This window comes from Actinacidiphila cocklensis (assembly GCF_907177275.1).
In the GTDB taxonomy this organism is placed as follows: domain Bacteria; phylum Actinomycetota; class Actinomycetes; order Streptomycetales; family Streptomycetaceae; genus Actinacidiphila; species Actinacidiphila cocklensis.
Window position 1 is genome coordinate 68,834 of record NZ_CAJSLV010000125.1, and the last position, 13,870, is coordinate 82,703.

At 68.4% G+C, this 13,870-nt stretch carries 13 protein-coding genes; 4 read left to right on the top strand and 9 right to left on the bottom strand.

All coding sequences use genetic code 11. The features are described from left to right. Nucleotides 1-94 precede the first annotated feature (94 nt). Nucleotides 95-1,090 (top strand): sigma-70 family RNA polymerase sigma factor, encoded by a 996-nt coding sequence (locus NFU81_RS39655; protein ID WP_251501947.1) that lies wholly within the window; start codon nt 95-97, stop codon nt 1,088-1,090. 142 nt (nt 1,091-1,232) lie between these two features. After that, the gene (locus NFU81_RS39660; RefSeq protein WP_251501949.1) at nt 1,233-1,979 is read left to right on the top strand and encodes a VIT1/CCC1 transporter family protein; all 747 of its coding nucleotides are present in this window, start codon (nt 1,233-1,235) and stop codon (nt 1,977-1,979) included. Here NFU81_RS39660 and NFU81_RS39665 read toward each other — a convergent pair. Then, nucleotides 1,940-2,554 carry a VC0807 family protein gene (locus NFU81_RS39665; RefSeq protein ID WP_251501952.1) on the bottom strand — a complete coding sequence of 205 codons (615 nt, stop codon included), beginning with the start codon at nt 2,552-2,554 and terminating at the stop codon, nt 1,940-1,942. The genes NFU81_RS39660 and NFU81_RS39665 overlap by 40 nt on opposite strands. A 303-nt stretch (nt 2,555-2,857) precedes the next feature. Next, nucleotides 2,858-4,024, bottom strand: coding sequence for a PLP-dependent cysteine synthase family protein (locus tag NFU81_RS39670; RefSeq protein ID WP_251501955.1), 1,167 nt, complete (start codon nt 4,022-4,024; stop codon nt 2,858-2,860). A 113-nt stretch (nt 4,025-4,137) separates the two neighbouring features. Here NFU81_RS39670 and NFU81_RS39675 point away from each other — a divergent pair, with 113 nt between their 5' ends. Beyond that, nucleotides 4,138-4,443: a hypothetical protein gene (locus NFU81_RS39675; protein WP_251502289.1), complete on the top strand. Its 306-nt coding sequence runs from the start codon at nt 4,138-4,140 to the stop codon at nt 4,441-4,443. A gap of 19 nt (nt 4,444-4,462) precedes the next feature. Here the strand turns inward: NFU81_RS39675 and mscL are convergent, their stop codons facing one another. The 6 genes from mscL to NFU81_RS39705 form a co-directional block, all read right to left on the bottom strand. Further along, the gene (gene mscL, locus NFU81_RS39680; RefSeq protein WP_251501958.1) at nt 4,463-4,936 is read right to left on the bottom strand and encodes a large conductance mechanosensitive channel protein MscL; all 474 of its coding nucleotides are present in this window, start codon (nt 4,934-4,936) and stop codon (nt 4,463-4,465) included. A gap of 102 nt (nt 4,937-5,038) precedes the next feature. Next, nucleotides 5,039-5,353 carry a hypothetical protein gene (locus NFU81_RS39685; RefSeq protein WP_251501961.1) on the bottom strand — a complete coding sequence of 105 codons (315 nt, stop codon included), beginning with the start codon at nt 5,351-5,353 and terminating at the stop codon, nt 5,039-5,041. 544 nt (nt 5,354-5,897) lie between these two features. After that, entirely contained in the window at nt 5,898-6,755 is an 858-nt protein-coding gene (locus NFU81_RS39690) for an S-methyl-5'-thioadenosine phosphorylase (RefSeq protein WP_251501964.1), read from the bottom strand. 100 nt (nt 6,756-6,855) lie between these two features. Next, nucleotides 6,856-7,185 (bottom strand): FmdB family zinc ribbon protein, encoded by a 330-nt coding sequence (locus tag NFU81_RS39695; protein ID WP_251501967.1) that lies wholly within the window; start codon nt 7,183-7,185, stop codon nt 6,856-6,858. 66 nt (nt 7,186-7,251) lie between these two features. Next, nucleotides 7,252-8,562 (bottom strand): MFS transporter, encoded by a 1,311-nt coding sequence (locus NFU81_RS39700; protein WP_251502265.1) that lies wholly within the window; start codon nt 8,560-8,562, stop codon nt 7,252-7,254. Between the two features lie 193 nt (nt 8,563-8,755). After that, the gene (locus tag NFU81_RS39705; protein WP_251502267.1) at nt 8,756-10,297 is read right to left on the bottom strand and encodes a potassium/proton antiporter; all 1,542 of its coding nucleotides are present in this window, start codon (nt 10,295-10,297) and stop codon (nt 8,756-8,758) included. 144 nt (nt 10,298-10,441) lie between these two features. On the opposite strand from NFU81_RS39705, the gene NFU81_RS39710 reads away from it, so the two are divergent. After that, nucleotides 10,442-13,159, top strand: coding sequence for a penicillin acylase family protein (locus NFU81_RS39710; RefSeq protein ID WP_251501970.1), 2,718 nt, complete (start codon nt 10,442-10,444; stop codon nt 13,157-13,159). 65 nt (nt 13,160-13,224) lie between these two features. Here the strand turns inward: NFU81_RS39710 and NFU81_RS39715 are convergent, their stop codons facing one another. Further along, nucleotides 13,225-13,818 carry a 5-formyltetrahydrofolate cyclo-ligase gene (locus tag NFU81_RS39715; RefSeq protein WP_251501973.1) on the bottom strand — a complete coding sequence of 198 codons (594 nt, stop codon included), beginning with the start codon at nt 13,816-13,818 and terminating at the stop codon, nt 13,225-13,227. Between the last annotated feature and the right edge of the window lie 52 nt (nt 13,819-13,870).

The following is a 13,870-nucleotide window of genomic DNA, read 5'->3' on the forward strand; positions in this document are numbered from 1 at the left end:
CCACCCCAAAGGCTGCGCCAGCAACTCCACGGCAACGGCTGTGACCGTACCCGGTCCGACCGAGACCGACCGCACCTTCGTAAAGGGAGCACGCATGGCAACCCGTGCCGTCGCCCGTCGTCACGCAGGCGGGACCAGCAGCGTTCGCGCAGCAGGCGGGGAAGTAGCCGACCGCGACCTCGTCGGCATGTACCTGGACGAGATCGCGCGTACGCCGCTGCTCGACGCCGCCCGCGAGGTCGAGCTGTCCCGTGACATCGAAGCGGGCGTCTACGCCGAGCGTATCCTCGCCGGCGATCCGGAGCTGCCCGCAGGCGCGGGCAGCGACGGCAAGCGCGAGGAGCTCGAGGCCCTGGTGGCCGCGGGCGAGCAGGCCAAGGACGTCTTCATCCGCTCCAACCTGAGGCTCGTCGTCGCCGTGGCCCGGCGCTACCCGCGCAGCGGCCTGCCGCTGCTGGACCTGATCCAGGAGGGGAACGCCGGCCTGGTCCGCGCCGTCGAGAAGTTCGACTACGCCAAGGGCTTCAAGTTCTCCACCTACGCAACGTGGTGGATCAGGCAGGCCATCACCCGGTCCATCGCCGACCAGTCCCGCACCATCAGGCTGCCGGTCCACCTGGTCGAGGAACTCGGCAGGATCCGCCGCGTGCAGCGGGAATTCAACCGCGAACACGGCCGCGACGCCGAGCCCGCCGAGATCGCCACCGAGCTGGCCTCCACCCCGGAGCGTGTTTCGGACGTTCTGGACTGGGCACGTGACCCGGTATCCCTGAATATGTCGGTGGATGCCGAAGGTGAGACCGAGTTCGGCGACCTGGTCGAGGACGGCGCCGCGCCGTCCCCGGAGGACTCCGTGCTGGTTATGCTGCGCCGCGAGGAGCTGGACGGACTGATCGACCGGCTCGACGACCGCACCGCCTCCATCATCCGCGCCCGCTACGGCATCGTGGACGGCCGTGAGCGTACGCTCACGGAGGTCGGCAAGGAGCACGGCCTCACCCGCGAGCGCATCCGGCAGATCGAGAAGCACGCCCTCGCCGACCTGAAGCGGATGGCCCGCGCGACCGGCCTGGACTACGAAGCCGCCTGACAGCTCCATAACGCCGGTCCGCCCGCGGACCGGCCCCACAGACCCGGACCCCGGTGCATCCCCCCCGCGCCGGGGTTCGGCCCGTCCGCGCACCCGTGCGCCGCCCGATCCGGCCGGGGCTGGGGGTGAGACGCTTCGTGGCATGACTGACGACAGCGCCGGGGCCGAGGAGCCGGGCGGCGCGGGACCGCACCCGAACGAGCCGCACCACGAAGGGCTGAGCACCCGGCTGAACTGGCTCCGTGCCGCTGTCCTCGGCGCCAACGACGGCATCGTTTCCACCGCCGGCCTGGTCGTGGGCGTCGCGGGAGCCACCGACTCGCGGTCGGCACTGCTGACCGCGGGCCTTGCGGGCCTGATGGCGGGGTCGCTGTCGATGGCTGCGGGGGAGTACGTGTCGGTGAGCACCCAGCGGGACTCCGAGCGTGCCGCCCTCGCCCTGGAACGCGAGGAGCTGGCGGCCACCCCGCAGGCCGAACTCGCAGAGTTGACCGGTCTGCTGGAGGACCGCGGCATCACCCACGACCTCGCCCGAGAGGTCGCCGAGCAACTGACCGCCCGCGACGCCCTCGGCGCCCACGCCCGCGTCGAACTCGGCATCGACCCCGACGCTCTCGCCAACCCCTGGCATGCCGCCTGGGCCAGCTTCGTCTCCTTCACCGTCGGCGCACTGCTGCCACTGTTGGCCATCGTGCTGCCACCGCAGGACTGGCGACTGGCAGTGACAGTGGTGTCAGTCCTGGCCGCCCTGACCGGCTGCGGCTGGATCAGCGCCCGGCTGGGCAGCGCACCCGTACGCCCAGCGGTCACCCGGAACGTCGCCGGTGGCGCGATCGCCATGGCCGTGACCTACGCCGTGGGCGCGCTGCTAGGTGCAGCCGGCGTCTGACCGCTCGCAGCAAACGCCCTGCCGGTCCAGGCCGTGTACGCCACCACAGCCGCGGCCACCACTGCCGGCCCGGCAAGCGATGCCGCATCCGCCTCGCCCCGCGGCAACCGTGGCGGAAGCACGGCCATGACACCCGCCTCGACCAGGCAGCCGGCACCCCAGGCGGCGGTCAGCCGGTACTGCACGGCCCGAAAGGCCGCGCTCCGCAGCCACAACCCGTTCCATCGCGCAGCCGCCGCCGAGCCGTCGGCCGCGAACCGCCGGCCGAACCAGAAGGTCAGCGGCCGCCCGAAAGCCGGACTCACAGCAAAAGCCACCCCGACCAGCCCGGTGAACGCCGCATCCGCACGGACACCCATCCAGCGCCCGCCGCCCGCAGCCGCAGCGGCGGCTGCCAACAGCAGCGCCGCGAATATGAGCATCCCGAACTCGTCCACCCGGTGATGCAGCGCGAAATACAGCCCGACCTCCAACGCGGGCCAGGCAGAGACCAGCAGGAGCGCCGGCGCCCCGTGCACACCGCGCCCGGCGAGCTGGTGGTAGGTGATCCACGGCAGAACCATGGCGAAGAGCACCGTCGGACCCCATGAGAGCAGTACGTCATGAGCGTGCGACGACGCCCCACTCCCGCCAGTGCCGTCCTGCGTCCGGGCATCGGTCATCGCCGCGTCCCTGCTTTCCCCGTGTGATCCCCGTAATTCCCCGTCACGAACGCGCGGCAGCCGCATCGTTCGCACAGGTGATCGTATGATCATTTGGGTAGGTCCGTCAGCGGGAATACGCCAACCCTCCACGACGCCGACACATGTCGGCTCCGGCACCGACCCATCGCAAGTGCCCGCCGCCAGGGTCGACTGGCGTCCACCGTTGTGGTCTGCTCAGCCGCCGCCAGGCGGATTCACCGTTTCAAGTGACCCGGTGACCAGAAAACGTTCGATGCGCTCCACGTACGGCGTGATGTCGATGCCCTGAGTCGAGAGCCAGGTGTCCGCGTAGTACTTCTCCAGATAGCGCTCACCCGGGTCGCACAGCAGCCCCACCACGCTGCCGTGCTCGCCGCGCGCGCGCATCTCGGCGATGATGCGGAACGCCGCCCAGAGCCCTGTGCCGGTGGACGCGCCCGCACGGCGGCCGAGCAGCCGTTCAAGGACCCGGATGCCCGCGATCGACGCCGCGTCCGGGACCCGCATCATGCGGTCGATGGCCCCCGGCACGAAACTCGGCTCCACGCGCTGCCGGCCGATCCCTTCGATCCGGGAGCCGGTATAGGTGACGGCTGCCGGATCGCCGTCCCGCCAGCCCGGGAAGAACGCCGAGTTCTCCGGATCGGCCACGCAGATGCCGGTGGTCGCCTGCGCATAGCGCACATACCGGGCCAGAGTCGCCGACGTCCCACCAGTTCCCGCGGTCGCCACGATCCATGTCGGCACGGGGTGACGTTCCGCTGCCAGCTGCCGGAAGATCGACTCGGCGATGTTGTTGTTGCCCCGCCAGTCCGTCGCTCTCTCTGCGTACGTGAACTGGTCCATGTAGTGGCCGCCCGTCTTCGCGGCCAACCGGGTCGCTGCCTCGTACACTTCGCCCGGGCCGTCCACCAGGTGGCATCGGCCGCCGTGGAACTCGATCAGGTCCACCTTCGCCCGTACGGTCCCGCGGGCCATCACGGCCACAAAGGGGACACCGATCAGGCGCGCGAAATAGGCCTCCGACACTGCCGTCGATCCACTGGACGCCTCGATCACCGGGCGCCCCGGGCGGATCCAGCCGTTGCACAGGGCGTACAGGAACAGCGAACGGGCCAGGCGATGCTTCAGCGACCCGGTCGGATGGGTCGACTCGTCCTTCAGATAGAGGTCGATGCCCCAGTCCGCCGGCAGCGGCACGGACAGCAAATGGGTATCGGCGGACCGGTTCGCGTCCGCCTGGACCTTGCCCACTGCCTCGCTCAACCAGCGGCGGTACGCGAGGTCGCTTCGGTCGACGTCCGCCTCCTGCGCCGGAGTGTGAGGGCGGGCGGCGTGAGGTTTCGGTTCTGGTGCGTGCATGAGGCCAGGTATATCCGTCGGGCCCCGTCAAACGGACGCTTGGAGTACCTCCCCCCACCTGCTTGGGTGCCGGGCCGGATGGGCGGCCGGGGCCAGCGCCGTACGCTTGAGGCATGAGTACCGCCGCAGACTCCGAGCACACCTCAGCCACGGACGGGGCCATGGGCCACCCCGGGGCGGGTGGCGGCTCAGGGTCCGCCGGCGATGCCGCGGCCCCCGACACCGAGCTGTCGCAGACTTCGTCCGGGGCCGGCGTAGTCCCGCGTGAGAGAGCCGCATCCGCGGGACTGGTCTTCGATGACCCGCTCGACCGACCGTCCTCGGATGACACAGACCGAGGCTGGGGCGATCCGCTGTCCGGCTCCGCGGACGACGATTTCACCCGCTTCCTCAGCGAGAAGCCGCCGCACCACCTCTGAACCCGTTCGACGCCCGCAGTCAGCCCGCGCCACCGGACCTGGGGGCCACCAGCGCGTCGCGGATGTCGCGGAGCAGCGTGATCTCCTCTACCTCCTCCGCCACCGGCGCCACGACTTCCGCCGGCTTCTGCCGGGCCGCCCGACGCGCCAGGTAGCGCGCCATCGGGAGAACCATGAGGAAGTACACGACTGCGGCGGTGATCAGGAAGGTGAGCGTTGCGCTCAGCGCCGAGCCCCACAGGATGTGGATACCGCTGGTCAGGTCGCCCTTGTCGTTGACCACGCACGGGCCTTTGAGACAGGACGAGTAGCCAGCGAGGTCCTTCGTACCGAAGGCACCGACCAGCGGGTTGATGATCCCGTTGACGACGGAGTTCACGACGCTGCTGAACGCCGCGCCGATGACGACCGCGACCGCCAGGTCGATCACGTTCCCCCGCATGATGAATTCTTTGAAGCCGGCCAGCAGGCTCGGCTTGCCCGCTTCGCTCATCGACGTGCCTCTTCCCTGGTGCCGGCCTGACGGAATGAAAGGTTCCGCCATGGAAGGCAATCCGGGGCTGACCCGTCCAATCGCCTTTCACGAAAGGGTGATTCAGCACAGTGCCACCGCCAGCGGGGACGACACGGCAGCGCCGGACAGTGCCGCGGCAATGCGCCGTGGCACCGCCAGGACGACCAGCGCCCCTCCCGTGGTGACTGCATCGGCATCGGCAGTCGGCAGGTTGCTTCCCTCGGATGTCACGGACGTGCCCTGGCCGCCCGATGGCTCGGGGACAGCGACGACCGGTACCCCGGACGCCACCACCCGCGCCGCTGCCAGCACGTCCACCCGGTCACCTGGTCGCAGCAGCCGTACCGCGGCCGCGTCGGTGATCCGCACCGGAGCCCTGACGATCTCCTCCGCCACGTCAGGGACTCCACGGGCCGACACCGGTGGGTGCGCCGATCCGTGTGTGGTCCTCGGCGTGCGCGTCGGGGAGCTGTGAGCGGCCGACACCGCCAGAGCGACAGCCGCCACGGCCAGCCCGAGGGCGAGCGGCCGGCGACTGAACCGCAACGTCCGCGGCATCAGACGCCGGCCGCCGCGTCCACCCGCCCTGATCGGCGGGAAGACCGGAACCGTGCAACCGGGCGGGGTGTAGGGCTCGGGGGTCTCCAGGCCCGTGGACTGCGACGGGCCGGGAGCAGGGGGCGTCGGTTGGGCGAACAACGAGATGTCGAAGCGTGCGGGAGCTGGAGTCGGATCGGCTGTCGAGCTGGACAGGGGGGACGCGGGTGCGCGCATGAACATCACCGCCAGATGCGAAGGGACATCGACCGGACATTCGGTCGATGTCCCCACCATCGCGCACATCCAGGACGATGCGGCGGGCGCCTGTGGATAACTTCACGCCTGTGGATAACCGGCATACTGAGTGCTCCAGGCGCCCGCGGTGCCTGCTCGAAGCCGGCTACGGCAGCGTGATCCCCGGGTCCTGTCCGCCCAGCGCCTCAGGGCACAGGCAGTTGCGTTCGTCGTTGTCAGGCAGGGCGCCGATCACCTCGAAGAGCACGTCCCGCATGCGCCCGACGTTGGCTGCGAAGACCTCCAGCACCTCCTCGTGAGAGACGCCTTCCCCGGTGTCCGCGCCCGCGTCCAGGTCCGTGACCAACGTCAAGGAGGTGTAGCAGAGGCCGAGTTCCCGTGCGAGCACCGCTTCCGGGTGCCCGGTCATGCCGACCACCGACCAGCCCTGTGCGGCATGCCAGAGCGATTCTGCGCGAGTGGAGAAGCGAGGTCCCTCCACCACGACGAGCGTCCCGCCGTCCACGGGTTCCCACCCGCTCGCCCGGGCGGTGCTCACTGCGGCCTTTCGGCCCACCGGGCAGTACGGATCGGCGAACGTCACGTGCACGACATTCGGCACCTGGCCGTCCGCCCTGGCCTCCCCGTCGAAGTACGACTGTGCTCGTGACTTCGTGCGGTCCACAAGCTGGTCGGGCACGAGCAGCGTCCCGGGGCCGTATTGTGCGCGTAGCCCGCCCACCGCGCACGGGCCAAGAACCTGCTGCACCCCCACCGAGCGCAGCGCCCACAGGTTGGCCCGGTAATTGATCTTGTGTGGTGGTAGATGGTGGTCCCGCCCGTGTCGCGGCAGGAACGCCACTCGCCTCCCAGCCACCGCTCCGATGAAGAGCGAGTCGCTGGCTGGCCCGTAGGGGGTGTCGACCGTGACTTCAGTCACATCGTCGAGGAAGGAGTAGAAGCCGGACCCGCCGATCACGCCGATCTCGGCCCGCTCCTGTGTCGCATCGCTGCTGTGCACCATGGAGATCACCTTAAGCCGGGTCGGAACGCGACGAACCCCCGTCGTCACGCGACGGAGGTTCGTGAAGTCACGCAGGTCCAGCGGCTTGCGGCCAGTCGCCTCAGGCGGCCGACGAGCTGCTCGACGTGGACGAGGAGCCGGAGGAACTCGACGAGGACCCGGATGAGGTCGAGCTCGACGAGGAACTTCCGCTCGGCTTGCTGTCCGTGCCCGCACTGCCACTCTTGGTGGCGGGTGCGCTGCTGGACGAGGAGCCGCGGCTGTCGGTCCGGTAGAAACCGGAGCCCTTGAAGACCACGCCCACGGCGGAGAACACCTTGCGCAGCCGTCCGCCGCAGTTGGGGCACACGGTCAGCGCGTCATCGCTGAACTTCTGCACCGCCTCAAGGCCCTCGCCGCACTCGGTGCACTGGTACTGATACGTCGGCACTAGCTCCTCCTGGCACTCTCACTTAATGAGTGCTAACGACGCTCAATAGTGCAGCATTTCCGTGCGTCAGTCCACCGTGACCGCCCGACGGTGACCGATCGCACCCACCGCAATCGTTCCCCGCGGCGTCGGCACCAGGTGCCCGCGCAGCACCGCGAGCATCACGAACGCCACAGCTGTGCCGGTCAGAGGCACGGTGAAGCCGGCATGCGAACCGGCGTGGTCGGCCAGCAGGCCCGCAACGGTGACCGCTGCTGCCTGGCCGAGCGCGACTGCCCCCGTCAGCCAGGTGAAGGCCTCGGTCCTGGTCGCTGCCGGCACCAAGGCGTCGACCAGCGTGTATCCGGTGATCAGGGCCGGCGCGATGCACAGCCCCACCACCAGGCCGAGTGCGCCGAGCACCGGCAGGGCCTGTACCGCCCACAACGGCACGCAGGCAAGCGTCAGGGCCGCGTACCCGGCCAGCAGGCGCCGACGGGGACTGCGTCGCCATGTGACGGCGCCGTAGGCCACGCCCGCCAGCATGTTGCCCGCCGCGAAGGTGCCGTAGACCACTCCGCTGAGGCCCGGGTGACCGGCTTCCTGGGTGAATGCGGTGATCGACACCTGCATGCCGCCGAAAACGGCGCCTATACCGAGGAAAGCGATCACCAGCGCGCGCACTCCTGGCACGGACAACGCCGAGCCGTGGTGCGAGTCGCTGCCGGCCGCCGTGCGGTGCGGGCGAGGTGCCGTTCTCCGCTGCGCCGCGAAGAGGCTTCCGCCCGCAAGCGTGAGCGTCGCCTCGGCAATGAGCCCGGCCGCCGGATGCACCCCCGTGCACAGTGCCGTGGCGAGAACGGGGCCGATGACAAAGGTGAACTCGTCGGTCACCGATTCGAAAGCGGCTGCGGTCTGCATGAGCGGCGAGGGCCGAGCCGAGGGGCCGGCCAGGGCCACCGCCCAGCGGGAGCGCACCATCGGCCCGATCTGGGGCACGGTCGCGCCGGTCGGCACCGCCGCTGCGAAGAGTGCCCAGGCTGGTGCATGCGCAAGCCCCAGGGCCACCAGGGCGCCCACAGAGGCGGCGTGCAGCGCGATTCCGGGAATCAGCACGGCACGCTGCCCGAACCGGTCGGCGAGCCGTCCGCCGCGCGGCGCACAGACGGCCATGGCCACGCCCGTGACGGCGGCAACGGCCCCCGCGGTGCCGTAGGAGCCGGTGGTGTGCTCTACGAGGAGCACCATGCTGATCGTGAGCATGGCGAAAGGCTGCCGCGCAGCGAAGCCCGGAAGGACGAACGCCCACACCCCAGGTGTGCGCAGCAGCTGCCGGTAGCCCGGCGCACGGGCAAGGTCATGCTGTGAGGAAGACGACGGGGACGGCGAGGTGGGCACCGTGGATGCCACAGCCTGGTCTTTCTGCTGCCTGGTAGCGCGACTGCGGCTGAGAGCCGTCACGCCGCGCCGAGAGCCGTCCGCTCAGCGCGGTGATCCACGCCGGCTCTGCATCAGGCAGAGGTTGTACTCGACAATTACCTGACCATGGTACGTGGCAGCGCAGGTGCACCTCCCGGGTCCGGCCGCCCCCTCACACCTGGCGTTGCCTGTCACGCTGCCCGAGCCACCCCGCCAGCTTGCCGCCGCGTCCCACGGCCCGCAGACGGTCCTCCGCGGCGTCCCGAACCGGGTCGGTGGCGACGACGAGCAGTTCGTCGCCGCGCCGCAGAGTGGTCGACGGCAGGGGGACGAAGCTGGCGCCGTCACGGACGATGAGGGTGACGGCCGATCCGGTGGGAAGGCGAAGTTCGTTGACCTCGACGCCGTGCATGCGTGAACCCTCTGGAATGGCCATGGAGAGCAGGTGGCCCTGGAGCCTCTCGAGCGGTGCCGACTCGATCCCCAGGTCTGCCGCGTCGCTGGTCCCACTGAGGCGCAAGCGCCGCGCCAGCCAGGGCAGCGTCGGACCCTGGACAACGGTGTAGAAGATCACCAGTACGAAGACGATATTGAAGATCCTGCGACTGTCGCCCACTCCGGCCACCATGGGAATGGTGGCCAGCACGATCGGTACAGCGCCGCGCAGCCCGGCCCACGACATCAGTGCCTGCTCGCGCCAGGGGATGCGGAACGGCAGCAGGCTGATCACGACCTCCGCCGGCCGCGCGAGCACGGTCAGGAACAAGCCGATGATCAGGGCGGGCACGACGTCGTCACCCAATTCGTGCGGTGTCACCAGCAGACCGAGCAGCACGAACAGGCCGATCTGGGCGATCCAGCCCAGTCCCTCCGCGAAGCCGCGCGTTGCCGGGCGGTGCGGCAGTTTCGCATTGCCGAGGATGAGCGAGGCGATGTACACCGCGAGGAAGCCCGAGCCATGAGCCATGGCGCCGGCTGCGTAGGCGGCGACCGCGATGGCCATCACGGCGATCGGGTACAGGCCGGAGGCCGGCAGGGCCACGTGCTTGAGGCCGTACGCGCCGATCCAGCCCACGGCGAGTCCGATCGCGGCCCCGATGGCCAACTCGAGGAGGATTTCGCCGAGCAAGTAGTACCAGGAGTCGATCGGGCCGGTCGCGGAGAAGGCGACGACCATGATCACGACAGGTGCGTCGTTGAACCCTGACTCGGCCTCCAGGACGCCGGTCACACGTTTGGGCAGCGGTACATGGCGCAGCACCGAGAACACTGCGGCGGCATCGGTGGACGACACCACCGCGCCGATGATCAGCGACTGCCGCCAATCGAGCCCCACCACGTAATGCGCTGCGCCCGCCGTGATGAAGACGCTGACAATGACACCGACCGTCGACAAAACGGCGGCAATGGGCATGACGGGTTTGATCTCATGCCATTTCGTACCGAGTCCACCCTCGGCGAGAATCACCACAAGTGCGGCGTAACCCAGTACTTGGGTCAGTTCGACGTCGTCAAACGTGAAGCCGAACAGGCCGTCCTGTCCAATGGCGACACCGATGCCGAGGTAGATGAGCAGCGTCGGCAACCCGCTCCGGGAGGCCAGGCGGACGGCTACGACGGCGACGAGCAGCACTGCCGCGCCGACCAGCAGGATCTCATTCAGGTGGTGGACAGTCAGGGGCTCGATCCTTTCAACTTTGTTGCCTAGTCTAATATTTTACCCTCTCTTGACGTTGCATGGTCCACCTTATGGCTGGCTCGACTCCGCGTCCGAGGCCCGCAGGGCATGCGCCTATGGTTGCCCTTGCACAACGAGCACCTTGATCATCTGGTCCGCCCTGCCCCTCGAAGGACAGCGATGCCCGCACGGAAGAAGTCCCGCCGCGTCCGCTACATCGTGATCACGATCGTGCTGCTGCTCGTGGCAGGCGCCGGCTTCGGCTCGTACTGGAGCGTCAGTACGGTCCGTGCCTCGTTCCCGCAGACGTCCGGCTCGCTCAAGCTCGACGGCCTGTCCGCACCGGTCGACGTCAAGCGCGACGCCTACGGCATCCCGCAGCTCTACGCAGACACACCGCGGGACCTCTTCCGCGCCCAGGGCTACGTCCAGGCGCAAGACCGCTTCTATGAGATGGACGTACGCCGCCATCTCACGTCCGGGCGGCTGTCGGAGATGTTCGGCAAGGGCCAGGTCGAGACGGACGCCTTCCTGCGCACCCTGAACTGGCACGGCATCGCGCAGGAGGAGTACAACACCAAGCTCGACGCCAGTACCAAGCAATATCTGCAGGCGTACAGCGACGGCGTCAACGCATACCTCAAGGAGCACAGCGGTGCCGGGCTCTCCGTCGAGTACGCCGCGCTGAAGTTCAGCAACAACTACCAGCCCGAGCAGTGGACACCCGTCGACTCGGTGGCCTGGCTCAAGGCGATGGCGTGGGATCTGCGCGGCAATATGCAGGACGAAATCGACCGCGCCCTGATGACGAGCCGGCTCAGCCAGTCGCAGATCAAGCAGCTGTACCCCGCCTACCCCTATGACCGGAATCTGCCGATCGTCGATGCAGGCTCCGTCGACCCGGTCACCCGTGACTACACGCCCTCGAACGCCGCCGGTCCGCAGGGGCTGAGCAGTGGTGTCGACGGCCAGCTTGCCGGAATCTCGCAGATCATCGACCAGATGCCGGCGATGCTCGGCCCTACCGGGAGCGGCATCGGTTCCAACTCCTGGGTGGTGTCCGGCGCATACACCACCACGGGCAAGCCGCTGCTGGCGAACGACCCGCACCTGGCACCGCAGTTGCCTTCACTCTGGTACCAGATGGGACTGCACTGCCGCACGGTGAGCACGGCCTGCCCGTACGACGTGGCCGGTTACACCTTCTCGGGCATGCCCGGTGTAGTGATCGGTCACAACCAGGACATCGCCTGGGGAATGACCAACCTGGGTGCCGACGTCACCGATCTCTACCTCGAGAAGGTGACGGCGAGCACCTACCTCTACGACGGCAAGCAGAAGCCGTTCACGACCCGCAAGGAGGTCATCAAGGTCGCCGGGGGCAAGGACCGGGTGATCACCGTGCGAAGCACCAACAACGGCCCGTTGATCTCCGACCGAAGTGACGAGATCCGCACCGTGGGACAGACCGCGCCCGTCACGGACGCACCAGGTGGTGTCAACGCCGGATATGCGGTCGCTCTCAGATGGACGGCTCTCACCCCTTCGAAGACGATGGATGCGGTCTTCGAGCTCGACAGGGCGACCGACTTCGACCACTTCAGGACCGCTGCCGCCGACTTCGCGGTGCCGTCGCAGAACCTGATCTACGCGGACACCAAGGGCAACATCGGATACCAGGCACCCGGGCAGGTGCCCATCCGCCCCGACGGCGATGACGGCACGTATCCCGTGCCCGGCTGGGACTCGCACTACAAGTGGGGCGAGAACATCCCGTTCAAGTCCATGCCGTACGAGTACAACCCGCCCCGTGGGTACATCGTGACCGCGAACCAGGCGGTCATCGACCAGAGCAAGTACCCGTTCATGCTTACCCAGGACTGGGGATACGGCACCCGCAGCCAGCGCATCAACGACCTCATCGCGTCCAAGATCAAGGACGGCGGCAAGGTCTCCATGGACGACATGCAGTCGATGCAGGGCGACGACAGCAGCGAGATCGCCAAGCTGCTGGTTCCCTACCTTCTGAAGGTCGACATCACCAACGACAAGAACAGCTATGTGCGCAACGCACAGAAGCTACTCGAGGGCTGGGACTACAACCAGGACGCCGACTCCGCTGCCGCGGCGTACTTCAACGCCGTGTGGCGCAATGTGCTCAAGCTGGCCTTCGGCAACAAGCTGCCGAAGGAGCTGCGCCCCGAAGGGCAGTGCCTGCGGGTGCCGCCGGTCGGCCAGACCGGGCCGGTCGACAACCTCGACGGCAAGGGCATCGTCACCGTGCAGGAGTGCGGTGAGCGCGACCCCGCAGAGGCGCAGCCGGACGGCGGCGACCGTTGGTTCGAGGTGCTGCGCGACGTACTCCCCAACCAGACCAACGCCTGGTGGACGATGTCCACCACCGCCTTCTTCGGTACCGACACGAACAAGGCCCACCACAGCACCCGCGACCAGCTGCTCGAGCAGGCCATGAAGGACGCCCGCTATGAGCTCACCGCCGACCTGGGCAAGGACATAAACACCTGGAGCTGGGGCCGGCTGCACAAGCTCGACCTGAGGAACCAGACGCTCGGCACGGACGGCCCGGGTGTGATCAAGTGGCTGCTCAACCGCGGACCTTGGCAGCTCAGCGGCGGCGAGGCTGCCGTGGACGCGACCGGCTGGAATGCCGCAGGCGGATACGACGTTGTCTGGGTCCCCTCGATGCGGATGATCGTGAATCTCCAGGACCTCGACAAGTCCCGCTGGATCAACCTCACCGGCGCCTCAGGCCACGCATACAACGCTCACTACACCGACCAGACCGACAAATGGGCCAACAACGAGCTGCTGCCCTGGTACTTCTCCGATGATCGGGTGGACCGGGCGGCCAAGGCGAAGATGGCGCTGACCCCGTAACCCGGCGTACATGGTGCGCGAAAACGACGTCCGCCCGAGACGCTGTGCCCTTACGCCGGGAAACGTCAACCGCGGAAGCGGTGCACGCCCTCAGGGGTGAGGGCGGCGTCCACGAGGTGGTCGTGAGGTTCGTTCGGGACCGACGCGACCACCTCGTCCGCGTACAGAAGTACGACCAGAGCCGGGTGGGTGGCGGCCCGCCGGACTCGGGCGAGCGCGCGGTCGTAGGAGCCGCCACCGCGGCCCAGACGCACGCCGTTGGAGTCCACGGCGAGACCCGGCAGCAGTATCAGCTGGGCCTGTGTGACGGCGTCGGGTCCCAGCCGGGGACCGGTCGGCTCGAACAGCCCGCGCCTGGCCCGCGCCAGGGCGTCAGGGCCGTTGTACTCGGCCCAGTCGAGGTCGTTGTCGGACAGCAGGACGGGCAGTAGTACTCGGGTACCGGCCTTGCGTAGTCCCTCGATGAGCGGGCCTGTGCCGGGCTCCGTGCCCATCGAGACGTAGGCGGCCACGGTGCCCATGTCGGACCACTCGGGAAGGCCGCGTACCCTCTCCGTGAGCGCCCTCGCCGCCACCTCGCGCTGGTCGACGGTCAACTTGCCTCTGGCGCGCAGGATTTGTGCCCGCAGCTCCGTCTTTTGCGCTCGAATCCTGCTCATACCATCCACGACCGCTGTATACCAGCTGTGATGATCCGGTTCTTCATCTTCC